The sequence below is a fragment of the Methylobacterium sp. GXF4 genome, from assembly GCF_000272495.1.
Lineage (GTDB): Bacteria > Pseudomonadota > Alphaproteobacteria > Rhizobiales > Beijerinckiaceae > Methylobacterium > Methylobacterium brachiatum.
The window spans coordinates 21,600-44,523 of sequence record NZ_AKFK01000069.1; the positions used below are offsets into that span (position 1 = coordinate 21,600).

Here is a 22,924-nt window from a genome sequence, read left to right on the forward strand (position 1 = left end):
GATCTGACAGAACGACGCTAATTCCTGTCCCGACTCTACGCCACATAGAGCCGTGGCAATTCAGAGGAGGCTCTCATGACTGGGCAATCCACGGCGCTCGTCGTCGGCGCTTCGCGCGGACTGGGCTTCGCCCTCGCGGAGGAGTGGCTCGGGCGCGGGTGGCGCGTGATCGCAACGGCACGCGGCCGCTCCGACCAGCTTGAGACGCTCGCGAACCGCTTTCCCGACAGCCTTGAGATCCAGCCGGTCGACATCAACGATGGAAGCTCGGTCCGCGCGCTGCGCGAGCGCTTGAGCGGTCGACGCGTCGACGTCCTGTTCATCAATGCCGGCATCGCCCGCGAAATCGAGGCGAGCCCGGTCAGCGCGCACGAGACGGACTTTCTCGACATGATGCTGACCAACGCCTTCTCACCCGTGCGCGCGGTCGAGCTCCTGCGGGATCTGGTGCCGGCCGGCGGCACCATCGGGATCATGAGTTCCGAGCTCGGCAGCATCGCGAACGCGACCGGCTTCTGGCAGCTCTACGCGTCCAGCAAAGCCGCGCTCAACATGCTCATGAAGGGCTATGCGGCGACGCACTTCGATGACGGGCACGCCCTGCTCCTCGTCGCTCCCGGCTGGGTGCGGACCGAGATGGGCGGCGGCGATGCGGCTCTGTCCGTCGCGGAGAGCATCCCGCGCGTGGTCGACATGATCGAGGCGAACCGCGGCTTGGCCGGGCTGCGCTACGTCGACCGGTTCAACAATCCGCTTCCCTGGTGACCGGCTGACTGCGAGGCGAACCGGACATGCGCCACCCACGCACCACGGCAGGCAGCGTCCACCCGAGGAGATCGGCGACGGTGACCGGAACGGCTCCGGTTGCCGCGCAGAGCCGCCCGTCATCGCTTGGAGCGGTGCTGCCCGAACAGGGATTCGCGACGTACGATCTACGGGCGGCCGCGTCGTTGCAGCGCTCTCAAACGCCGATCGTGACCGAAGCATTGCTGAAGGACTGACGATGGCCCGTATCCTCATCACCGGATCGTCGGATGGCCTCGGGCTCATGGCGGGCCAGCACCTGGCCCGCGAGGGCCATGATGTCGTGCTGCATGCGCGGAACACCGATCGCGGCGAGGTCGCGCGACGGGCGCTTCCGAACGCCGCCCAGATCGTCATCGGCGATGTCGTCACGATCGCCGGCATGCGATCCGTGGCCGAGCAGGCCAACGCGATCGGGCGCTTCGACGCCGTCATCCATAATGTCGGCATCGGCTATCGCGAAGCGCGCCGGCTGGAGACCCGGGATGGTCTGAGCCATCTCTTCGCAATTAACGTCTTGGCGCCCTACGTGCTCACGGCCTTGATGGAGAGGCCAGACCGCCTCGTCTACCTGAGCTCGGGCATGCATCCAGGCGGTGTCCCGGACATGGACGATCTGCAATGGACCAGACGGCGCTGGAGCGGATCGCAAGCTTACGCGGAAACGAAGTTCCTGAACGTCTTGCTGGCTTTCGGCGTGGCACGACGCTGGCCCGCGGTGCGATCGAACGCCCTCGAACCGGGCTGGGTACCCACCCGTATGGGCGGTCCCGGTGCGCCGGATGATATGGCCGCCGCGCCCGTGACCCAGGCATGGCTGGCGGTCGGGGACGACCCAGCAACCCGTGTCACGGGCCGGTACTTCTATCACCAGCGCGAGAAATTGCCGGAGCCCAGCACCCGTCGCGTCGGGCTGCAGGAGGCTCTGCTGGACCGGTGCGCGACGCTGTCCGGTGTGCCGTTGCCCTAGACAGCCACGCAGCACCTCGGTGGAGCGCCTGAGGTCGGGGATCTTAGGCGCGTACGGCCGTCATATGCCGGACAACGCTCGGCCCGGACGTCCCGTGAAGCGAAGGACGGCCTCCGCGAAGGCGCAGGCCTCCTCGATATGGGCGAAGTGGCCGCTCTGCTCGAAGATTCTCATTTGCGCCTGCGGTAGCAGATCAGCCAGCAACGCCGCGTGGCGCGGGCCGAGAATGAAGTCGTCGGTTCCGGTGACGACGAGCGCCGGAACCTGCAAGGTGGCGAGACGGTCACGAACGTCGAAGACTTGGCCATCGCCGACCAACAGGGTCGCCTGGAGCCGCCGCTGCAGGGTCGCGAGCATGTCGGGCCAGCGCCGGAAGTCCGACATATAGGCCGGAAGGAGGTCGCGCAGCGCCGCGGTATAGGCCGCGTCTGTGCGGATGGTGGGGATCGAGGCCCAGGCCCTCTCGACCGCTTTGGCTTCCGCCGTCTCCGCGTGGCGTGCCACGAAGGCGGCGATCTCAGCGCTCGCATCGGCCATGAAGGCGCCGCCTGTGTAGGCAGCGCCGGCATACATGATCAGACCCGCGAGTCCTCCTGGCCGCTTGAGCGCTGCCTCCAGCACCACGAAGGCTCCGTGCGAATGACCGAGAAGGTAAGGATCGGGGATACCGGCCGCGTCGATGAACGCGAGCAGCTGTTCGGAGAAGCGGTCTACGCTGTACCCCTGGGGATGGGTCGCCAGGCGTCCGGACGATCCTGTGCCGATCGGGTCCAGATACACCATGGTCAGGCTCTCTTCGAGCAGAGGCAATCGCAAGTAGCTGGCGTCTATGCCGGGGCCACCGGCATGCGCGATGCAATAGGGTCCGATGCCGGAGACGTGATAATGTTGAGCCACGCCGTTCACGGCGATGCTGTGCGTGCCAGGCGCTAGGACCGACGGCATGAACATCCTTTCGCATCTCAAATGGCGGGACATGGTACCCACAGATTCGCGTCTGTGATCTTCAGATGGTGCCAGGAGTGCTGTGCGACTCCGTTCTCGACTCGTCAGCGGGCCTCGATCCGTACGCGGACGCGGTGAATATCCGAAGCGGGGTGATGTCTAAGGGCAGCATAACCTCAGGCGGCCCGCTTTGATCGTCTGCCGAGGTCGTCGATATGCGTCATTCTTTGCTGGTCTTCGCCGAGCAGACCAGTCTTTCATCGGGGCTGGCCATCGACCCCACCAGGCCAAGCGTCAGTGCCTCGTTCACGAAAAGCATCATCGATCGGCGTGGCCGATCCTGATTTCGAGGTTTCTCGGCCTTGATAAGCGCCGCTTCTCGGGTCGCGCCGTGCATACTGAAGAGCAGGAATCTCAAAATTCCTCACGCTTGAAAGGCCGTCCTGCGTTTCACGAATGAGGCCCCCCTGAGGAAATCCGGGCCGTCTTTTCGACGCACCGCTTATATGCGGATTTATTTTCAGAAACCACCAAGTTCGAACCACAGCACCTGTTTTGAACGATAACGCACGCCGCGCGGGTTCCACGATCGCAAGTTTTTGGCGAGACTATCCGGCGTTGATGATGGCAATACCCTCGGTGCTCGTGTCCAACGCGGAAGACATCCACCTGCATGCACGCTCAAGGCCTTTCGGACTTCCGCCGTGCGCCGTCGATCCCGAGGTCGGATTGTGGCTCCAGCGATCTGACCAGGCTCGTGGCTTGAGCGCGGTAGGCGCTCGGATCGCACCCGTAAGCGATCTTGAAGGCGTGCGAGAAGTAACTGCGGCTTGCGTAACCGACGCTCTCAGAGATGACCTTCACGGGCATGGGCGAGGACGTCAGCAGCTTGGCTGCCAGTTGCAGACGCGCCCGCTGCAGATACTCGATCGGGCCCTCGCCGAATGTGGCGGAGAAGCGCTCGGCGAAACCGGAGCGGCTCATCCCACAGAGCGCAGCCAGACTATCGACCGTATGCTGCGCCCCAGGCGCGTCGAGGACAGCCGCGATCGCCGGGACCAGCCTCGGATCGCGCAGCGCTTCGAAGATCGGCGATTCAGCGCCTTTCTCCTTCAGATGGATCCGAAGCAGGATCGTCAGGCACTGCTTCATCAGCGCACTCGTCACCTCCTGCGTACCAAGACTTGGATTGACCAGTTCCTCGATCATGAAAGCGAAGGCGTGGCGCAGCCTGTCGCTGCCGGATAAATCTTCAATCAAGGCGTTGTGCAGACGGTCGAAAAGACCGAGTGCGCCGGCATATCGCGCCGCGATAGAGCCGCAGGCCAGTAAAATGTCCCGTCTTCCATCGCCCGCCGTCAACGCAATAAGGCCATCCGGAAGAACTCTGCGCGCGTCTTCGGCCGTAACCGTTCGGGTAGCTCCCGCGAAACCAATTGAGTGCCGCATGCCGCGCGGTGGGATCACCATACAATTCGGCCCGAAACGCAGCGGTTCTTGACCTTCGACCACGATCGTTCCTGAGCCCGCAAGAACGTAATGGACAAGAATCGCGTCCGTCATGCCGTTCTTCGCCAGCTGCCACCCGGTCTGGATCTCACAGAATGCGAACGCATGGACCTGCACAGACAAAGTCGAGAACAGGCGCGGAAGAATATCGCAGGACATGGGCACTCCGTGCGCTCTTAATGGTGAACTAATGTCAGCGTCTTCAGTCGACGATCCAGGTCATCACGATAAGCAACTTCGCGATTGGCTTTTCCCATATGGCTTGTCGATCCCATAATTCATCAATGTACGACCACGTATTGGATCAAAACACACGAAGGGCGCCCGCTATCATGAAGATGAACGCGATCAGATCCAGGCGTCGCTTGCACCCATGGCCGGTGCGGATCATGCACTGGACGAACGCCGTGGCGATGGTGGTGCTGATCGGCTCCGGCTGGGGCATCTACGACGATTCCGTCATTATTCACGGCGTGTACTTTCCCAAGGCGATCCGCCTTGGGTCTTGGGCCGCCGAGAGCCTGCTCTGGCACTTCGCCGCGATGTGGCTGCTGGTTGCCAATGGCGGCGCCTATCTCGTCTACGGCGTCGCGACCGGGCGCCTGCGCGAGCGCCTCCTGCCGATCCGCCCGAGCGACATCGTGCAGACGGTCCGCGACACGCTGCGGCTCAAGCTCGCGCACGAGGACCTGACGACCTACAACGCGGTCCAGAAGATCCTCTACATCGTCGCCATCCTGGCTGGCATCAGCCAGGTCGTCAGCGGGCTGGCCATCTGGAAGCCGGTCCAGTTCTCCGGCCTCGTCGCGCTGCTCGGCGGCTTCCAGGGCGCGCGCCTCGTCCACTTCGCCGGCATGGCGGTGCTGGCGGGCTTCCTTGCCATCCACGTCGTGCTCGCCCTGCTCGTGCCGCGCACGCTATGGGCGATGCTGACCGGCGGCCCGGTCCGCCAGCCGGCCCTCCCGGCCGTGGCCCGGGAGGCGGCGCGATGAGGTCGCCGTTCCGCCCCCGCACGGTGCCGGATCCCGGCATCCTCGACGACCACCGCCCCCTGGTCCGGCGGATCGAGCGGCGCGGTCTGCTGCGCGGCGGCCTGACGCTGGGCGCGCTCACCATGCTCACCGGCTGCGACGTGACCGACACGACCGCGGTCGGCCGGGCGCTGCGCGCGGTCTCGGACTTCAACGACGGCGTCCAGGCCGCCCTGTTCGATCCCCGCAAGCTCGCGCCCGAGTATCCCGCCTCCCAGGTCCTGAAGCCGCCGCGCTTCAACGCCTACTACGACGTCGAGGACGTGAAGCCGATCGACGGCGCGGCGTGGCGGCTCGAACTCGCCGGTCTGATCTCCGACAAGCGGCCCTGGACGCGTCGGCAGATCGCGGAATTGCCCGAGCGCGAGATCATCATCCGCCACGTCTGCGTGGAGGGCTGGGATTATATCGGGCAGTGGTCGGGCGTGCCGCTCCGCGCCTTCTTGGAGCGCGTCGGCGCCGACCTCACCGCCAAGTACGTCGCCTTCAAGACGGCCGACGACTACCCGAGCAGCATCGACATGGCCAGCGCGCTGCACCCGCAGACGCTGCTCGCCACCCGCTATGCCGGCGCGGAGCTGCCGGACCCCTACGGGTACCCGCTGCGCCTGCGCACCGCGGTCAAGCTCGGCTTCAAGAATCCGAAATGGATCACGGCCATCGAGGTGACCAACACCTATCCCGGCGGCTACTGGGAGAATCGCGGCTTCAACTGGTTCGCCGGCCTATGAGTGCCCGCGCGATCCGGTGCGCCCGGGGCGTCGTCCTGCTGACGCTGGCCCTCGCCGGGCCGGGTCAGGCGCAGACGGCCGGTCCCTCGCCGGCCCCCGACCACATGCCGAAGCCCGGCATGACCGCCCCCGAGATGGCGGGTCGCGCGGCCGGCCGGTTTCCCCAGCCTGTGCGCGTCGGCGATCTCCCCGGCCGCCTCCTGCTTCAGCCGGAGGAATCACAGCCCGTGCTCGGCCGCGTGACGGGGCTCGTCCGCCGCAACGACGGCGGCGCCGACGTGATCGTGCGCCTCGACGGCGTCCTCGGGCTGACCTGGCTCGGACTCCAGCCGGTCGCCTGGAGCGGGGTCGGATCCCGCCTCGTGGCCGTGCCGGCCGAAGCGGTGGCGCTGCTCGGCGAGCACGTCGCCCTCATGGGCCTGACGCCGGAGCGCCTGCACGCGCTGCCGGCCTTCGCGCCCGGCTCGGCCACCGCGGTTCAACCAGACGAGACGCTCCGCCTCGGGATCGTCCGGCCCTTCCATTGATCACGGAGGAATCTTGGAGATGGCACCAGGACCGACGTCCGGATCGTCCGCCACCTGCGCGATCGGCGTGATGGCCAAGGCGCCGCGCAGCGGCCGCTCCAAGACGCGGCTGTGCCCGCCGCTGACGCCCGACCAGGCCGCACTCCTGAGCGGTGCCTTCCTGCGCGACACGACCGCCAACATCCTGGAGGCGGCCCGCTCCGCGCCGATCGCCGCCTACGCGGCCTACGCGCCGCGCGGCGCCGAGGCGCTGGTCAGCCCCCATCTGGTCATCGGAACACAGCTCGTCCCGGCGGACGGCGACATCCCGGCCCCGGCGGCAGTCGAGGGTTTCGGCCGCTGCCTGCTGCAGGCCGTCGGAGGCATGCTCGCGGAGGGCCATGCAGCGGCTTGCGTCCTCAGCGCCGACATCCCGACGCTGCCGACGCGCCTCCTCGTCCAGGCCGCCCGGATCCTGCTGGCGCCGGGGGACAGGGCCGTGCTCGGCGCCTGCGACGACGGCGGCTACTACATCCTCGGCCTCAAGCAGGCCCATGCCCGCCTCTTCGCCGACATCGCCTGGAGCACCGATACCGTCGCGGCCGCGACTCGCGCCCGGGCGCACGAGATCGGCCTCGCCCTCGTCGAGCTGGACCCCTGGTACGACATCGACGACGCGGCCTCGCTCGCGCAGCTCTGCGCCGATACGTCCGGCTACGCGGCGCCGGCGACGCGCGCGGTCCTGGCGCGGCTCACGGAGACGTCGGAGGCCGTGCCGGCATGACCCGGCTTCTCGCCAGCCCCGCGCACCGGCTCGCGGCTCTCGGTCTCGGGCTGCTCGTCGTGAATGTCGGCGCGCTCGCGATCCACGTGCCGGGCGCCGACACGGTCGGCTCCGTGGCCCGCGCCAACGTCTTCGTCGGCGTGGTCGCGGTTGGTCTCGGAATCTACCTCCTCGCCGTGCGCTTGGTGCTGCGGGAGCGGCTGCCGCCCGCGGCCCTGTGGACGATCCTCGGCTTCGCCGTGGCGATGCGGGCCGCGCTGCTGCCGGCGCCGCCGTTCCTGTCGAGCGACATCTACCGCTACGTCTGGGACGGGCAGGTCCAGGCTGCCGGGATCAACCCCTACCGCTACATCCCGGCCGATCCGGCTCTCGAACGGCTGCGCGATGCGGCGGTCTACCCGCTGATCAACCGCAAGGACTACGCACGCACGATCTACCCGCCCGCGGCGCAAATGGTCTTCGCCGCCGTGGGCCAGGTCTCGCACGGCGTCACCGGGATGAAGCTGGCGATGCTGGGCTTCGAGGCCCTGGGCGTGCTCGCCATGCTCGCGATCCTGCGGGGCGCCGGCCTGCCGTCGGCCCGCATCCTGATCTACGCCTGGAACCCGCTGGCCCTGTGGTCCTTCGCCTGCGACGGGCATGTCGATGCGGTGGCGATCGGCCTCCTCGGCCTCACGCTGCTGGCTCGCACCCGCCGTCGGTACGGGCTCGCGGGTGCGCTGCTCGGCGCGGCGACGCTGGTGAAGCTGTTGCCCGTCGCGGTGGCGCCGGCCTTCGTGCGCGGTGGCCGGCTGTGGCGGCCGATGCTCATCGGGGCCGCCGTGATCGCCGTCCTCTACCTGCCCTATCTCGGCGCCGGCCGGGACGTGCTCGGCTTCGCCGGGGGCTACGGGGCCGAGGAAGGGTACGAGACCGGCGCGGGCTACTGGCTGCTCGCCGGGCTCGGCCATCTGGGGCTCGGTCTTCCGGGCTTGCTGCGGACCTATCTGGTCTGCGCCGGCCTGACGCTCGCCGCGCTCGCGCTCTGGATCGCCTTCGGCCGTGACCGGGCACCCGCGCCCGACGCGGTCGCGCTGTGCGGCGATGCCGGGCTCCTGGCCGCCCTCACCACCTGCGCGGCGAGCCCGCATTACGCTTGGTACTATCCCTGGCTGGCGCTGCCCGCGGTGGTCGCCCCGGCCCCGGCCCTGATCTGGCTCGGCGCGGCGCCGATCCTGTTCCTGATCGATCCGTTCAACGACCGCTTCCTCTGGCCGTCGCTGGTCTTCGTCCCGGCCCTCGTCCTGGCCGTCCGCGCGCTGTGGCAGACCCGCACCGCGCCTCAGGCCTCCCTCCCGCAAGGAACCGCCCGATGACGGCCTCACCCGCCCTGAAGGATCCGCGCCGCTACTTCGAGGCGATCGGCGCCGACCGCGCCTCCGAGGCCGTAGCGCCGCCGGTCTGCCTCTATTTGGAGGTCACGAACCGCTGCAACCTGCTGTGCGAGACCTGCCCGCGCACCTTCGAGGCCCTGGAACCCCCGGCCGACATGAGCTGGGCGCTGTTTACGCGGATCGTCGACCAGGTGCCGAACGTCGCCCGGGTCGTGCTCCACGGGGTCGGCGAGCCGATGCTGGTGAAGGACCTGCCGCGGATGGTCCGCTACCTGAAGGACCGCGGCACCTACGTCCTGTTCAACACCAACGGCACCCTGATGCAGCCGAAGCGCTTCCGGGAGCTGATCGATACCGGGCTCGACGAGTTGCGCGTCTCCCTCGACGCTGCCGACCGGGCCTCGTACCGCAGGGTGCGCGGCAAGGATTTCTTCGACCGGATCGTGCGCGACGTCGGCAGGTTCGTCGCGTTCCAGAAGGCGTCCGGCGCCACGACGCCCCGGGTCTCGCTCTGGCTGACGGGCCTCAAGGAGACCGTGGACCAGCTCCCGGCCTTCGTCCGACTCGCGGCCGAGATGGGCGTGACCGAGGTGCACCTGCAGCGCCTCGTCTTCGACGAGGCCGGGTACGGCATGGCACGCGCCGACCTGTCGCTGTTCGAGAGCGCGCAGACCGAGGAAGCTGCGGCGATCGCGGAGGCCGAGGCTCTGGGCCGCGCGCTGGGTGTGACGCTCGACGCCTCGGGCGCGACCGAGCCCGGGATCAGCCTGAAGCAGCAGGAGGACCGCGCCTGGGCCACCTGTCGGCGACCCTGGTCCTTGATGTACGTCACCGCCCACGGACGGGCGCTGCCCTGCTGCATCGCGCCGTTCTCGATGCGCGGCTACGCCAACTACACGCTGGGCGACGCGACGCAGTCCACGCTCCGGGAGATCTGGAACGGCGCGGCCTATCGCGATTTCCGCTCCGAACTCCTCTCCGACGCGCCGCCGATGCCGTGCCGCAACTGCGGCCTGCGCTGGAGCCTCTGAGCGATGCATCCGGTCAGCATCGTCATCCCGACCCTGAACGAGGCCGAGGCGATCGGTGTGGTGATCCGCGAGATCCCCCCGGCTTACGCGGGCGACATCATCGTCGCCGACAGCGGCTCGACCGACGGGACGCAGGCTATTGCCCGGGCCGCGGGCGCCCGGGTGATCGAGGCCGTGCGCGGCTACGGCCGGGCCTGCGCCCTTGGGGCGGCCGCCGCCGACCCGGCCTCGCGGGTGATCGTCTACCTCGACGGGGACGGTGCCGATCGTGGCGATCTGATCGACCGGATCGCCGGGCCGGTGCTCGCCGGCAGCCACGACCTCGTCCTCGCCTCGCGCACCCTTGGGAGCCGCGAGCCCGGATCAATGCTCTGGCACCAGGTGCTCGCCGGCCGCCTCGCCGGCCTCGGCATCGGCCTGCGTTACGGCGTCCGGTACACCGACATGTGCGCCTTCCGCGCCATCGACCGCGCGGCGCTGCGCGGTCTCGACCTGCGCGAGCTGACCTACGGCTGGAACATCGAGATGCAGATGCAGGCCGCGCGTGCGGGCTTGCGCATCCGCGAGGTGCCGATGCCCTACCGGCGCCGGCTGGGTGGATCCTCGAAGGTCGCGGGCTCGCTCGGTGGCACGCTGCGGGCCGCCACGCGGATCGGCGCGACCTACCTGCGCGTCGCCGCAGGGCCAGTGCGGGGAGCGTGAGTTGGCGATGGCGCTCGAAGATGACGCCGGACCGGGCCTGTGGGCCGGCACCCGGACGGAGGAGGCCGTCCCCGACACAGGGCAGGATTACGGGATCGCTACGTCGCGTACGTTCGCTTTGGCGGCGTATCTGGACCGCTGGTCGGGCTGTGCGCACCACGCCCTCGCCGCATCCGATTCGGAACCGCTGACGCTCACCGCGTTGCTACGCCTTGCCGGCCCGGAGGATCGTCTGCGCTGGCGGGAGGCCGATCTCGGCTACGCCGAACCGCGCGGCGCCTCCTGGCTGCGCGCCACCGTAGCCGCCCGCTACCACCGGCTCGAGGCGGACGACGCGCTCGTCAGTGCAGGCGCGCAGGAAGCGGTGACCTGCGTCCTGAGCGCGCTCCTCGGTCCGGCAGACCACGCGGTGGTGGTCGTGCCTATCTACCAGCCCTCGGAACTCGTCGTAACGCGGCTGTGCGCGGCCGATGGCATCGCTCTTCACCCGGACCGGCACTGGAAGCTCGACCTCAACCGACTCGCGGCGGCCATTCGACCGAACACCCGGCTGGTGCTGATGAATTTCCCCAACAGCCCGACCGGTGCGGCGCTGGATCTGACGACCCTGGACGGTCTGATCGAGCTCTGCCGCCGGCACGGGCTCTGGCTCGTCAACGACGAGGTCTACCGCCAGACGGATCTCGATCAAGAGCGCGCCGTCCCGCCCGTCGTCGACCTGTACGAGCGCGGGATCTCCATCAACGGGCTGTCGAAGGGATTCGGGCTTCCGGGCCTGCGCGTCGGCTGGGCCGCCTGTCGCGACCGCGTGCTGCTCGACCGCATCCTCGCGGCCAAGAATCTGCTGTCGAGCTGCCTCGCCGTGCCGAGCCAGATCCTGGCGCATGTAGCGTTGCGGGCCGAACCGCGCCTGACCGGCCGCGCCCGCGGAATTGGGCACAGCAACCATCGCCGCCTGCGGAGGCTGCTCGACCGCTACCCGGACCTGTTCGATCCGGATGAGCCGACCAACCTGGCCTTCGCCTGTCCCCGATTCCGCGGGCGGGAGGGGGCGACCACCTTCGCCCGTACCCTCGCGTCCGAGGACGGCGTCCTCGTGCTGCCCTCCACCTTGTGGCACTCGGCATTGGCGTCGATCCCCACGGATCGCCTGCGCCTCGGCCTCGGCCGCGTCGGCAGCAGCGCGGCGCTCGGGATCCTCGCGGATCACCTGCTGAGGCGCGCCGGCCGATGAGCACCGAACGCCTCGACATCTGCGACCCGGTGCCTGTCCCGGCCGTCATCACCCCGGGGCGCCCGGAGATCCCGTTCCTGGTCAGCCTCAATGAGGACGCAGCCGACGCGATCCGGGCGCGGATGACTTCGGTCGCCGTCGCCGGGGGGCGGACGCTGTTCGAGGAGGGGGATGAGGCTGACGCGCTCTACACGCTGGTCAGCGGCGCAGTCGGCCTCTCGACCCGCGACCCGCGCGACGGCAGCGTTCGCCGCCTCACCCGCCTGTCACCACCGGATACCGTGGGCGAACTTGCCCTGCTCACCGGCGAGCCCCGCTCGATCACGGCGACGGCCCTGCGCGACACCCACCTCCTGCGCCTCTCCCGCGCGGCGTTCGCGGATCTGATCGCCACCCACCCCGGGACGCTGCTCTACTTCGCCCGGATCCTGGCCGCGCAGCTGCGCACCGCCCATACGGGCGTGACCCTGAACCACGCGCCGCGAAGCTTCGCTGTCCTGGCGGCGACCGAGGGCTGTCAGGCGACGGCTTTCGGCGAGCGGCTTGCGCAGGCCCTCGATGCCGCGTTGCCGGGGCGGACCGGCTGCCTCTCCGAATGGCCGCCCGAGGCCGACGAGGCCTGGTTCCACCGCTACGAGCAGGCCCACGACCGCACGGTCTTCGTCGCCCACCAGATCGATTGCCGATGGTGCCAGCTCTGCCTGCGCCATGCCGACCACGTCCTGCTGCTGGCCGAGCCCGGCGCGCCGCCGAGGCCCGGCGCTGCGGCCTACTTAGCCTCGATTCGCTCCCACTGGATCCGCATGGACCTCGCGGTGGCCCAGCCCGCCGGGGCGCGCCTTCCGCGCCCTCTGCATCCGGATGTCGCCGCGCTCCCGTTCTCCCTGCGGCTCCAGGCGCGCGAGAACCATGATGGCGACTTCGCCCGGCTGGCCCGGATCGCGTCCGGTCATGCCCGCGCCCTCGTCCTCGGCGGCGGCGGGGCCCGCGGCCTCGCCCATCTCGGCGTCCTGCGGGCGCTCTTCGAGGCGGGGCTCGACATCGATCTCGTAGGCGGCACCAGCATGGGCTCGATCCTGGCCGCCAGCGTCGCCCTGGACTGGAGCCTCGACGCCATCGAGACCCACACGGTCGCGTCCTTCGGGCGCAACCCCCTCGACGACTACACCCTGCCGTTCCACGCCCTGACGCGCGGGGCCAAGGTCGATGCCGGGCTGGCCGCGCGGTTCGGGGATGCCCGCGTCGAGGATCTCTGGCGCCCGTTCTTCTGCGTATCCTCGAACCTCAGCACCGGCACGGCCATGGTCCACTGGGCCGGCCCTCTCGACCGGGCGATCCGCGCCAGCATCGCCATTCCCGGCTTGCTGCCCCCGGTGGCGAGTGCGGACGGCATCCTCGTGGATGGCGGCATGATGAACAACCTGCCCGCCGACGTGATGGCCGATCTCGACCGCGGGCCGGTCCTCGCGGTGGATGTCGGCAGCGACACCGCCTTCCAGGTCATGCCGCGGCAGGGCCGGGGCGCGCGGGCGTTCCGCCGCTTCCTCGGCATCTCGGACCAGCTCCCCGGCATCGCCCACTTGCTCCTGCGCTCCGCCATGGTGTCGAGCGACGCCCAGACCATGGCAGCCGTCACCCGCGCCGCCGTCCTGCTCAAGCCCGCCCTGGCCGGGGTCGACCTGCGGGCATGGTCGAGCTTCGAGACGACGGCCGAGCTCGGCTATCGCTGCGCCCGGGAAGCGCTGGACTCGGGCCGTCTGCGAGCCTGGACATGAGCCGCTCCGGTCCTCGCGCCGGTGTGGCGCCCGATCGACCGGTCATCCGCACGGTTTTTTGGAGGCCCTGAATGCGTGTCGTCGTCGATCTCAATCGCTGCCAGGGCTACGCGCAGTGCTGCTACGCCGCCCCTGAGCATTTCGAGCTGCGCGGTCACGAGATCCTGTTCTACGACCCCGCGCCACCGGACGCGAAGCGGTCGCAGATCGAGCGGGCGCAGCAGGCCTGCCCCGTCCGCGCCATCGAGATCGAGCCCGCCGGCCTCTCCGAGGAGGGCGAACCGTGACCGAGGTTCAGCGACCGGGCATCGTGGTGGTGGGCGCCTCCCTCGCCGGGCTGCGGGGCGCGGAGGCGCTGCGGGACCGCGGCTATGACGGGCCCCTGACCCTGGTCGGGGATGAGCCGCATCGGCCCTACGACCGGCCACCCCTGTCCAAGCACGTCCTTGCGGGCGAGCTTCCCCCAGAGGCGACCGCGCTTCCGCAGCTCAGCCGGTTGCGGGCGCAGTGGCGGCTCGGGCGGCCCGCCGTCGCGCTGGACCGGGAGCGCCGGGTGCTGCACCTCGCCGACGGCGCGACACTTCCCTATGCGAAACTCCTGATCACCATCGGCGCGAGGGCGAGGACATGGCCCGGCGAGGGGGCCGATCTGGCCGGGATCTTTACGATCCGGACCCTGGAGGATGCCCGCGCCCTGTGGAGCGCGCTGGCGTGTCGGCCGAACCGGGTGATCATCGTTGGCGGCGGCCTGATCGGCTGCGAGGCGGCCTCGTGCTGCCGCGACCTCGGCCTGGCGGTGACGCTCGTCGATCCCAACCCGACGCCGCTCGCCCGCCTGCTCGGAACCACGATCGGTGCCACCCTCGCCGAACGGATGCGCGGCGCCGGGGTCGATTTCCGCCCGAAGACGACGGTCCGCGCACTCTCGGGCGAGGCCGGGCAGGTCCGCCGCGCGCACCTCGCAGGGGGAGAGGTTCTCCAGACGGATCTCGTCATCGTCGCCCTCGGCGCCACGCGCGACACCGGCTGGCTCGCTGCGGCGGGCCTCGCCGCCGATGCGGGTGGCCTGACCTGCGACGGAGCCTGCCGCGCGATCTCCATCGCGGGGGAGCCCGACCCTGACATCTACGCGGCCGGCGACGTCGCGCGCTGGCCGAACCCGCTCTACGGCGACCGTCCGATGACGGTGGAGCATTGGGGCAACGCGGTGGACCAGGCCCGGCACGCGGCGGCCAACATGATGGCCGCCCCCTCCGCCCAGCAGCCCTACCGGCATCTGCCGGCTTTCTGGTCGAGCCAGTTCGGCCTGAACATCAAGCTCGCCGGCCACACCGCGGGGGCGGATGCACTCGCGGTCGTCCAGGGATCGCGGGCCTCGCACCGGTTCCTAGCCGTGTATGGCAAGGCCGGTCGCAGCATTGCCGCCGTCTCCTTCGACGAGGCGCGCTGGCTGCCCGCCTATGCCGAGGCCGTCGCCGCCGGGGCGCGCTTTCCTCCGTTTCCCGATGCCATCGACCAGCCGCGGGTCGAGCGGCTGGAGCCGGGCTTCCCCGCGGCGCGGCCCCCTGCCCATCGCGCCGCGCCGGCGCTGGAGGCTAGCCATGTCTGACGAGACGCTCTTCGCGCAGGTGCTGGACCCGAAAAACCGGGCGGATCCCTATTCCCTCTACGCCAGGATGCGCGAGACACCTGTGTCCCGGCAGGCGGATGGCAGCTACCTCGTCAGCACCCATGGGGCGCTCAAGAGCCTGATCTTCGATCCTCGGCTGAGTTCGGAAGACCTGCCGCCCTCGCGTCGGCCCGCCACGGGCAACCCCCTGAAGGACTGGATCCTCAACCCGATCCGGAACCGCGTGGTGAACGCCCACCGTCCGCTGATCTTCCGCGATCCGCCCGACCACGACACCCTGCGCGGCTTCGTGATGAAGGAGTTCACGATCGCCCGGGTGCGCGATGCCCACGCCAAGGTCGCGACGCTCGTGGATGCCTTGATCGACAAGTGCCGGGGCCGCGACACGGTCTGCCTCGTGGACGACCTGTCCTATCCGCTGCCGGTGGCCGTCATCTGCGAACTCCTCGGCGTGCCCGAGGCCGACGAGCGGCAATTCCATGCCTGGGCGACACGCCTCGCGACGGCCCTGGAGCCCGACGCGCGCCACGACGAGGCGGGACGACGCGAGATCGCCGCCACCTTCGACGCGATCTCGGACTACATGCGCCGGCTGATCCGCGAGAAGCGCCGCCATCCGGCCGACGACATGCTCAGCGGCCTCGCCGCCCGCGGCGGCCGGGGCAGGCCGGCCATGGGCGACATCGACCTGATCTCCACGGCGATCCTGCTCCTCGTCGCGGGCCATGAGACGACCGTGAACCTCATCACCAACGGGATGCTCACGCTGCTCCGACATCCGGACGAGCTCGAGAAGCTGAAGGCCGACCCCGAGCGGGCGCCCCGCGTGATCGAGGAGATCCTGCGCTACGAGCCCCCCGTCCATTTCCGGACCCGCAAGGCGCTCGGCGCCATCGCGGTGGCGGGCGCGACGATCCCGGCCGGATCCCCGGTGGTCCTGATGCTCGCGGCCGGAAACCGCGATCCGGCGCGGTTCACGCAGCCGGACCGGTTCGATCCCGACCGGAACGACAACCAGCATTTCGGGTTCGGCGGCGGCCTACACTACTGCGTGGGCGCGCCGCTGGCGCGCATCGAAGCCGAGATCGCCCTGGTCACCCTGTGCCGGCGCCTCGTCGCGCCGCGGCTCCTCGACGATCCACCGCCCTACCGGGCCGGCGCTTCCCTGCGCGGTCCGAAGAACCTCGGCATCGCCATCGCGGGGATCGCTTGATCGACCAGGCTCGAGTGATTCCGAGGCGAAGCCGAGAATGGTTGCACGGCTCATGCCCGGGTGGGTTGTTTCTCTCAGAGTAGGCGGTGTGGATTGGGTGTGAGCCGCTGCCTGGGTTTACGGAGAAGGTCGGCCAGGCCTTCAGGCCCGTCGGTCACTTCCGCACCGTCACGTCCTGGCGGCCATCGAAGCCCGTGTATCGCGCTTGGGGGCGCCTCCACGCTTCGGTGCCGCGGCGGCCAGCGCGATCGGCTGGCACGATGGCTTCCGGATCGAACTTAAGCGCTTTGCGGCGATCGCAACGCTGAGCGCCTGGACGCGCAAGCGGTCCTTATTGTGCAGATCAACGAGGTCCGGCCGCTCTCCTCCGAGAGCGCCGTCCCCGACCGGCTCCGGGAATATGGCGGCCCGACAAGCACGAGCGGCCTGTCCCGCTCCGAGCGAACGGCATCGCCTGTCCGTCTGCCTGTGCAGGCTGCGGATGCTGGAGCGGGAGCGGGAGGATGACCTGAACCGGTTCGAGGCTGACGTCCGCCACTGCCCGGACATCCAGGATTGCTACCTCATGACCGGCAGTTCGGATTACCTGCTGAAGATCCGAGTGGCCGATGCCGGGGAATACGAGCGGCTCCATCGATCCGTGCTATCGAAGCTGCCCGGCGTGTCCCGGATCCAATCCAGCTTCACGATCCGGAGCGTCGTCGGGCGCTGACCTCGCATCGTGAAGCAACCGCTGGCCCTGATCGGCGCCCCCCGGATTCGCACGCCGCGGGGCGCCGGGTTGATCAGGCGTAGATCGGGAAGCGGGCGCAGAGATCCGAGACCTGCCCGTGGATCGAGCGGATGAGGGCCTCGTCGGACGGGGCCTTGACGATCTGGGCGATCCAGGTGCCGATTGCCCGGAACTCCTCGGCCCCGAAGCCGCGCGCGGTGCCGGCGTTGCTGGACAGGCGCAGGCCCGACGGTGCCTCCGGGGGGCGCTCGTCGAATGGGATCTGGTTCTTGTTCACCGCCAGCCCCGCATGCTCCAGCGCCTTCGCGGCGATGTCGCCGGTGATGCCCTGGTTGACGAGATCGACGAGCATCAGCCCGCAATCCGTCCCGCCGGCGACCAGGCGGATGCCGGCTTCCGCCAGGGTGGCGGCGAGCATACGAGCGTTGTCGAGCACCGCCTGGTTGTAGCCCTTGAATTCCGGCCGGAGGGCTTCGCCGAAGCAGGCCGCCTTGGCGGCCACAATGTGCAGCATCACCGAGCCCTGGACGCCCGGGAAGATGCCGTAATTGATCTTGTCGCTCAGCGCCGCGTCGTTCCACAGCACCAGGCCGCCGCGCGCACCGCGCAGGGACTTGTAGGTGGTCGAGGTGACGACGTGCGCGTGCGGCAGCGGATCGGGATAGATGCCGGAGGCCACCAGCCCGGCGAAATGGGCCATGTCGACGACCAGGTAGGCGCCGACCTCGTCGGCGATCGCGCGCAATCCGGCGAAGTCCAGGACCCGGGCGTAGGCGGACCCGCCCGCGATGATCATCCGGGGCTTGTGCTCACGGGCGAGGCTGCGCAGCTCATCGAGGTCGACGAGCTCGGTCTCGCGATTCACGCCGTACCGGACGATGTTGTAGTCCCGCCCGGTCAAGGTCGCGGGGTGGCCGTGGCTGATATGGCCGCCGGCGGCGGTGTTCATCGACAGGATGGTGTCGCCGAGCTTCAGAAGCCCGAGGAAGACGCCGCCGTTGGCGTTCGATCCGGAATGCGACTGCACGTTCGCGAAGCGCGCGCCGAAGAGTTTCTTGGCCCGCCGGAGGGCCAGGTCTTCGACCGCGTCGGCGAATTCCGCGCCGCCGTAATAGCGTGCGAAGGCGAAGCCCTCGACGGTCTTGTTGGTGAGGACCGAGCCCTGCGCCTCGAGCACGAGGCGGGACACGATGTTCTCGGACGCGATCAGCTCGATCCCCTCCTGCTGGCGGCGCAGCTCCCCGCGGATGGAGGCGGCGAGCTCGGGATCGGCGTCGAGCCCTTCCGTGAAGTAGCCCTTGTGGAGGTATGTCATGTCGCCAAGCCCATGCTGCGCGGGAACAGGGGAGGATGCGGGTCGGCGATCCGTCGCGGCGCCCCGAGGGCGTGCCGGCGACCGCCGCTCCGCGATCCGTGATCGCCCCCGGGATGGGGGTTTTGCCGAGGGCCCGCAAACGAAATATCCTGCGGGCGAGACCAAGCTCAGCTAGGCCTTCGATGTCCCTCTCGCCGCCGCGGCCGTCCCTCCCGTCGCTCAACGCCCTGCGCGCTTTCGAGGCGGCCGCCCGCCACGAGGGCTTCGTCGGCGCGGCGGACGAACTCTGCGTCACCGCGGCCGCGATCGCGCAGCAGGTCCGCGCGCTGGAGGACTGGGTCGGCAAGCCGCTGTTTCACAGGAAGGCGCGGGGCCTGCAGCTCACGAGCGAGGCCCGGGCGATGCTGCCGCGCCTGGTCGCGGCGTTCGATGCCCTGGCCGGCGCGGCGCACGAGCTCCGTCGGCATGCCGATCGCCAGGAGGTCCAGATCGCGGCCCTCCCGTGCGTGGCGCAGCTGTGGCTCTCGCCCCGTCTCGGGGCGATGCGCAAGGCGTTCCCGAACCTCGCATTCTCGGTGGTCGCGCTGGAGAATCCCCCCGACTTCGCCCGGGACCCTTTCGATTTCGGCCTGTTCTTCGCGGACGCGGATGTCCCCCACTGCAGCACCCAGACGCTGGTGGAGGACGAGCTGTTTCCGGTCTGCGCGCCCCAACTCCTGGCCGACCGAGAGGGCAGCCTGGATCTGGCGGGCCTGGCCGACATGACGCTGCTGCACGATGCGCGATGGCGCAACGACTGGGCACGATGGCTGAGGCATGCCGGCGGCAGGCAGGTCGACGCCCGCCGCGGATCGACCTTCTCGCTCTACAGCATGGCCGTGGAGGCGGCGATCGAGGAGGCCGGCATCCTGATCGGCCATAGCAGCCTCCTGCAGGCGCCCCTCGGGGACGGGCGTCTGCTGGCACCGATCGATGGGGCTGCCCTGCGCGGTCCGCCGCTCTCGCTGATCCTGCCCGAGGGGGGCAGGCGCGATGCCGGGACGGAAGCCGTGGTCGCATGGCTGCGTGAGACGGCCCCGGCGCCCGCGGGGCGATGAGCGTCGGCGGAATCCGATCGCCGGCCGGACCTGGTCCGCCTCAGCGATCGCGCATTCCTCGGACCGCCGCCGCGACGCTCCGATCACGGCCAGGTGCGATCCCGACCTGCGAGCCTGCGAGCATCCCGGAACCACGCGGCCCAGCCGGCTCGGCACGTCACCGACGGTCAGCGCAGGGGTACGAGGGCTCATCCGGGACTCTTCGCGGAGCTATCGCCCCTGCCGAGCGGATCATCCCGGCCATCCGTCGTCTGCGTGCGCGAACCGGCGGACCGTCAGAACCCGCCCCTGCCGGTCGATGTCGGCGTTCTCCGTTCCGAACGCCGTGCCGCCTGCTCGCCGATCACCGGCACTGAGCCGGGTGTCCCTAGCGTGCTGCCGCCTGGCCGGCGCCCTGGAGGTATTTGTGCGCCTCCTCCGGGGGAACCATGCTGCCGCCCGTAGCCCAGATGATGTGCGTGGCGGCGTCCAAGCGGTCGCGGTCGAGGTTCAAGCGGGCGCGATAGGCGGCGTCGGCCACGATCCGGGAGGGGCCGGGTGCGCCCGCTACGGCGGAGGGCTCCAGCATCAGGTCCTCGCTGGCCTTGAGCAGGGCCAGGAGGTCGAGCAATTCCTGGTCGGTGATCGTCAGATAGCCATCCACGAGGCGCTGCATGGCCCGGCCGACGAAGCCCGATGGCCGCCCCACCGCCAAGCCGTCCGCGACGGTCGCGTTGGAGATCCCGAAATCCTGGACCGAGATCTCGTCGTGCAAGCCCGTATAGACGCCGAGCAGCATGCAGGGCGAGGGCGTGGGCTCTGCGAAGAGGCAGCGAACCGCATCCCCGAACACCAGCTTGAGCCCGAACGCGACCCCGCCCGGACCGCCGCCGACCCCGCAGGGCAGGTGGACGAAGAGCGGATGCTGCGCATCGACCGGCACGCCGAGGGCGGCGAGTTGCGGCTTCAGCCGCAGGCCCGCGACCGCGTAGCCGAGGAACAGGTCCTTGGAGTGCTCGTCATCGACGAAATGGCAGTTCGGATCGGCCTCGGCCTCGGCACGGCCCTGGGCGACGGCGGCCCCGTAATCGCCGGTATGCTCGACCACCGTCACCCCGGAGGCGCGCAGGCGATCCTTCTTCCACTGCCGGGCATCCGCCGACATGTGGACCGTGGTCCGGAAGCCGATCTTGGCGCTCATGATGCCGATCGACAGGCCGAGATTGCCCGTCGAGCCGACCGCGACGCTGTAATCCCCGAAGAAGGCGCGCACGCTGTCCTCGCCGAGCGCCGCGTAATCGTCGCCGACCGCGATCAGCCCGGCCCCGAGGGCCAGGGTCTCGGCCCGCTTGAGCACCTCGTAGATGCCGCCGCGCGCCTTGATCGAGCCCGAGACCGGCAGGTGGCTGTCCTTCTTCAGCAGAAGCCGGCCCCCGCCCGCATAGCCGTAGCGCCGACGGAGGGCCTCCGCGAAGGCCGGCACCTCGACGAGGTCCGATTCGATGATCCCCGCGGTCGCGGCGAGGTCCGGGAAGAACCGAACGAGCAGCGGCGCGAAGCGCGTCAATCGCGCGCTCGCATCCTCGACGTCGGATATCGTGAGCCCGGCATCGGCGAGCCCGGTCGCGGCGGGCGCGATGCCGGGGTTGAACCACGCGGTCTCCCGGCCGGCGATCAGGTCGCCGATCAGGGGATGGGTGGCGAGCCACGCGTCGAGGGGCCGTCCGTGGATCGCGGGGGCTTGCCGGGTCATCGTGAGGGTCCTGGCTGGTCGGCGCTCCGGCCCGGCGACCTCCGCGGCCGCCGAGCCGCAGCCGGCGGGTCGGGCCGTGTCATAAACCGGGACGCTGCGAGCGCACACCTTCCCGTTGATCGGTGCGGCCTGCACACCGGCCTGATGCTCGCGGCTCCGAAGTCAGACGGCCCGAGCGCCGCCAACCCGATGCTGTTCGTTCCGTCTCGGGCAGCACAGAGTCCCGCGCCGAGGGTGACCCGCACGCCCGGCGTCGCTTGGTGAAAGCCTTCGACTGCTGTTGGGAGATGCGACCGGCGTCAGGCAGCGACGGCGGGCTCGCGCGCCTCCGGCATGACCGGTCCCTCGGAGAGCTCGCCCTCCCATTTCGCCACCGCCGCCGTGGCCACGCCGTTGCCGATGACGTTCGTCATGGTCCGCCCCATGTCGAGGAACTGGTCGATGCCGATCAGGAGCGCGAGGCCGGCGGTCGGCAGATCGAACATCGGCAGGGTCGCGGCGGCGACGACCAGGGATGCCCGCGGCACGCCGGCCACCCCCTTGCTCGACACCATCAGCACCAGCAGCATGGTGATCTGGGTCGAGAGCGGCATGTCGATGCCGTAGGCCTGGGCGACGAACAGAGCCGCGAAGGTCTGGTACATCATCGAGCCGTCGAGGTTGAACGAGTAGCCCAGCGGCAGGACGAAGCCGGTGATGCGCTCGGACACGCCGAACCGCATCAGCTGCTCGATCATCTTCGGGAATGCGGCCTCGCTGCTGGAGGTCGAGAAGGCGATCATCATCGGCTGGCGCAACAAGCGCAGGAGCCGGCCGATCGACTTGCCCAGCACGACGCTCCCGGCCGCGATGATGACCGCCCAGAGCAACGCGAGCCCCAGGTAGAACGCCCCGATGAACTTGCCGTAGGTGATCAGGACGCCGAGACCCTGCGTGGTGATGACGGAGGCCATCGCGGCGAAGACGCCGATCGGGGCGAACCGCATCACGTAATCGGTGAAGCGCAGCATCACCGGGACCAGCTCGTCGATCGCGGTCGCGATGGTGCCGGCCACCGTCCCCTTCAGGCCGGCAAGGGAGAAGCCGAAGAACGTCGAGAAGACCAGGATCTGCAGCACCTCGTTCGTGGCCATCGCCTCAACGATGCTGCTCGGGACGAGGTGCGAGGCGAAGCCCTTCAGCGTCAGGCCGGTGGCCTGGATGTTCGGGTTGGTGCCCACCTCCGGCACCGCGAGGCCGAGACCGTGGCCCGGCTGCACGACATGCGCGATGACGAGGCCGACGAACAGAGAGACGAGCGAGGCGGAGATGAACCAGCCCAGCGCCTTCGCGGCGATCCGCCCGACGGCTCCCCCGGAGGCGCCGAGGCTGGTGATGCCGGACACGATGGTCGCGAAGACGAGCGGCGCGATCACCATCTTGATGAGTCGGAGGAAGACGTCGGACAGGACCGAGAAGTAACCCGCGATCGTCTTGGCCGCGGCGGCATCGGGAGCCAGGGCATGGCAGGCATAGCCGCAGATGATCCCGAGGACCAAGCCGACCATGATGTACAGGGTGAGCCGGTTCGGATCCCGATCCGGGCGGGCATCGACCTGCATGGGCCTGTTCCTCGGTTCTGTGTGCATCGTCTTCATCGCGATGCTTCTACATCCCGGCACGGGTGACCGAGCCGGGGCCGCTGAATCTCCTGGGGATGGCTCCCGCCCGGATCGCGCGGGAGCGATCCGCTCAGAGCTTGGCCAGGGCGCTCGTGCGCGCTTCCGAGGCGGCGGGGTTCTCCCGGTGGCGGATCGCCTCGATCAGCCG

General features: G+C 69.5%; 23 protein-coding genes. 17 read left to right on the forward strand and 6 right to left on the reverse strand.

The genetic code is table 11. The features are described from left to right. Nucleotides 1–75: 75 nt before the first annotated feature. The 3 genes from WYO_RS19015 (at nucleotide 76) to WYO_RS19020 (ending at nucleotide 1,774) form a co-directional block, all read left to right on the forward strand. A complete protein-coding gene (locus tag WYO_RS19015) occupies nucleotides 76–765 on the forward strand; it encodes an SDR family NAD(P)-dependent oxidoreductase (protein ID WP_007565482.1) in 690 nt (229 codons plus the stop codon). Between the two features lie 80 nt (nucleotides 766–845). Beyond that, nucleotides 846–1,001, forward strand: coding sequence for a hypothetical protein (locus tag WYO_RS31700; protein WP_165486569.1), 156 nt, complete (start codon nucleotides 846–848; stop codon nucleotides 999–1,001). 2 nt (nucleotides 1,002–1,003) lie between these two features. After that, on the forward strand, nucleotides 1,004–1,774 hold the full coding sequence (locus WYO_RS19020) for an SDR family NAD(P)-dependent oxidoreductase (protein ID WP_007565483.1): 771 nt from the start codon (nucleotides 1,004–1,006) through the stop codon (nucleotides 1,772–1,774). 60 nt (nucleotides 1,775–1,834) lie between these two features. On the opposite strand, the gene WYO_RS19025 is transcribed toward WYO_RS19020, so the two are convergent. The 3 genes from WYO_RS19025 to WYO_RS19030 all read right to left on the reverse strand — a co-directional run bounded on the left by WYO_RS19025 (nucleotide 1,835) and on the right by WYO_RS19030 (nucleotide 4,387). After that, nucleotides 1,835–2,725 (reverse strand): alpha/beta hydrolase, encoded by an 891-nt coding sequence (locus tag WYO_RS19025; protein WP_039903378.1) that lies wholly within the window; start codon nucleotides 2,723–2,725, stop codon nucleotides 1,835–1,837. A 214-nt stretch (nucleotides 2,726–2,939) separates the two neighbouring features. Then, nucleotides 2,940–3,137 (reverse strand): hypothetical protein, encoded by a 198-nt coding sequence (locus WYO_RS31060; RefSeq protein ID WP_128755057.1) that lies wholly within the window; start codon nucleotides 3,135–3,137, stop codon nucleotides 2,940–2,942. 263 nt (nucleotides 3,138–3,400) lie between these two features. Beyond that, nucleotides 3,401–4,387: an AraC family transcriptional regulator gene (locus tag WYO_RS19030; protein ID WP_007565487.1), complete on the reverse strand. Its 987-nt coding sequence runs from the start codon at nucleotides 4,385–4,387 to the stop codon at nucleotides 3,401–3,403. 179 nt (nucleotides 4,388–4,566) lie between these two features. Between WYO_RS19030 and WYO_RS19035 the strand changes: the two genes are divergently transcribed. The 13 genes from WYO_RS19035 (at nucleotide 4,567) to WYO_RS19095 (ending at nucleotide 16,950) form a co-directional block, all read left to right on the forward strand. Further along, a complete protein-coding gene (locus tag WYO_RS19035; RefSeq protein ID WP_128755058.1) occupies nucleotides 4,567–5,220 on the forward strand; it encodes a cytochrome b/b6 domain-containing protein in 654 nt (217 codons plus the stop codon). Further along, a complete protein-coding gene (locus tag WYO_RS19040) occupies nucleotides 5,217–5,990 on the forward strand; it encodes a molybdopterin-dependent oxidoreductase (RefSeq protein WP_007565490.1) in 774 nt (257 codons plus the stop codon). Before WYO_RS19035 ends, WYO_RS19040 begins: the two co-directional genes overlap by 4 nt. Beyond that, entirely contained in the window at nucleotides 5,987–6,517 is a 531-nt protein-coding gene (locus WYO_RS19045) for a hypothetical protein (protein WP_007565492.1), read from the forward strand. Before WYO_RS19040 ends, WYO_RS19045 begins: the two co-directional genes overlap by 4 nt. 19 nt (nucleotides 6,518–6,536) lie before the next feature. Beyond that, nucleotides 6,537–7,280 (forward strand): DUF2064 domain-containing protein, encoded by a 744-nt coding sequence (locus WYO_RS19050; RefSeq protein WP_007565493.1) that lies wholly within the window; start codon nucleotides 6,537–6,539, stop codon nucleotides 7,278–7,280. Then, nucleotides 7,277–8,635, forward strand: a complete 1,359-nt coding sequence (locus WYO_RS19055; protein WP_007565494.1) for a glycosyltransferase 87 family protein — start codon at nucleotides 7,277–7,279, stop codon at nucleotides 8,633–8,635. The genes WYO_RS19050 and WYO_RS19055 overlap by 4 nt, the downstream gene beginning before the upstream one ends. Then, nucleotides 8,632–9,684 carry a radical SAM protein gene (locus WYO_RS19060; RefSeq protein ID WP_007565495.1) on the forward strand — a complete coding sequence of 351 codons (1,053 nt, stop codon included), beginning with the start codon at nucleotides 8,632–8,634 and terminating at the stop codon, nucleotides 9,682–9,684. Before WYO_RS19055 ends, WYO_RS19060 begins: the two co-directional genes overlap by 4 nt. Before the next feature lie 3 nt (nucleotides 9,685–9,687). Further along, nucleotides 9,688–10,386 (forward strand): glycosyltransferase family 2 protein, encoded by a 699-nt coding sequence (locus WYO_RS19065; RefSeq protein ID WP_007565496.1) that lies wholly within the window; start codon nucleotides 9,688–9,690, stop codon nucleotides 10,384–10,386. A gap of 7 nt (nucleotides 10,387–10,393) precedes the next feature. After that, complete coding sequence (locus WYO_RS19070; protein WP_007565498.1) at nucleotides 10,394–11,620, forward strand: pyridoxal phosphate-dependent aminotransferase; 1,227 nt, start codon at nucleotides 10,394–10,396, stop codon at nucleotides 11,618–11,620. Continuing rightward, a complete protein-coding gene (locus tag WYO_RS19075) occupies nucleotides 11,617–13,395 on the forward strand; it encodes a patatin-like phospholipase family protein (RefSeq protein WP_007565500.1) in 1,779 nt (592 codons plus the stop codon). Before WYO_RS19070 ends, WYO_RS19075 begins: the two co-directional genes overlap by 4 nt. Nucleotides 13,396–13,466: 71 nt before the next feature. Continuing rightward, nucleotides 13,467–13,682, forward strand: coding sequence for a ferredoxin (locus WYO_RS19080; protein WP_007565502.1), 216 nt, complete (start codon nucleotides 13,467–13,469; stop codon nucleotides 13,680–13,682). Beyond that, a complete protein-coding gene (locus WYO_RS19085) occupies nucleotides 13,679–15,004 on the forward strand; it encodes an FAD-dependent oxidoreductase (protein WP_007565503.1) in 1,326 nt (441 codons plus the stop codon). Before WYO_RS19080 ends, WYO_RS19085 begins: the two co-directional genes overlap by 4 nt. After that, complete coding sequence (locus tag WYO_RS19090) at nucleotides 14,997–16,238, forward strand: cytochrome P450 (protein ID WP_007565504.1); 1,242 nt, start codon at nucleotides 14,997–14,999, stop codon at nucleotides 16,236–16,238. Before WYO_RS19085 ends, WYO_RS19090 begins: the two co-directional genes overlap by 8 nt. Before the next feature lie 481 nt (nucleotides 16,239–16,719). Further along, nucleotides 16,720–16,950, forward strand: a complete 231-nt coding sequence (locus WYO_RS19095) for an Lrp/AsnC ligand binding domain-containing protein (RefSeq protein WP_007565505.1) — start codon at nucleotides 16,720–16,722, stop codon at nucleotides 16,948–16,950. 73 nt (nucleotides 16,951–17,023) lie between these two features. Here the strand turns inward: WYO_RS19095 and glyA are convergent, their stop codons facing one another. Beyond that, nucleotides 17,024–18,286 (reverse strand): serine hydroxymethyltransferase, encoded by a 1,263-nt coding sequence (gene glyA, locus WYO_RS19100; RefSeq protein WP_007565506.1) that lies wholly within the window; start codon nucleotides 18,284–18,286, stop codon nucleotides 17,024–17,026. Nucleotides 18,287–18,468: 182 nt separating this feature from the next. On the opposite strand from glyA, the gene WYO_RS19105 reads away from it, so the two are divergent. After that, nucleotides 18,469–19,383, forward strand: a complete 915-nt coding sequence (locus WYO_RS19105; protein ID WP_007565507.1) for a LysR substrate-binding domain-containing protein — start codon at nucleotides 18,469–18,471, stop codon at nucleotides 19,381–19,383. 367 nt (nucleotides 19,384–19,750) lie between these two features. On the opposite strand, the gene WYO_RS19110 is transcribed toward WYO_RS19105, so the two are convergent. Next, nucleotides 19,751–21,115, reverse strand: coding sequence for a D-serine ammonia-lyase (locus WYO_RS19110; RefSeq protein WP_007565508.1), 1,365 nt, complete (start codon nucleotides 21,113–21,115; stop codon nucleotides 19,751–19,753). 299 nt (nucleotides 21,116–21,414) lie between these two features. Next, nucleotides 21,415–22,716 (reverse strand): dicarboxylate/amino acid:cation symporter, encoded by a 1,302-nt coding sequence (locus WYO_RS19115; RefSeq protein ID WP_007565509.1) that lies wholly within the window; start codon nucleotides 22,714–22,716, stop codon nucleotides 21,415–21,417. Between the last annotated feature and the right edge of the window lie 208 nt (nucleotides 22,717–22,924).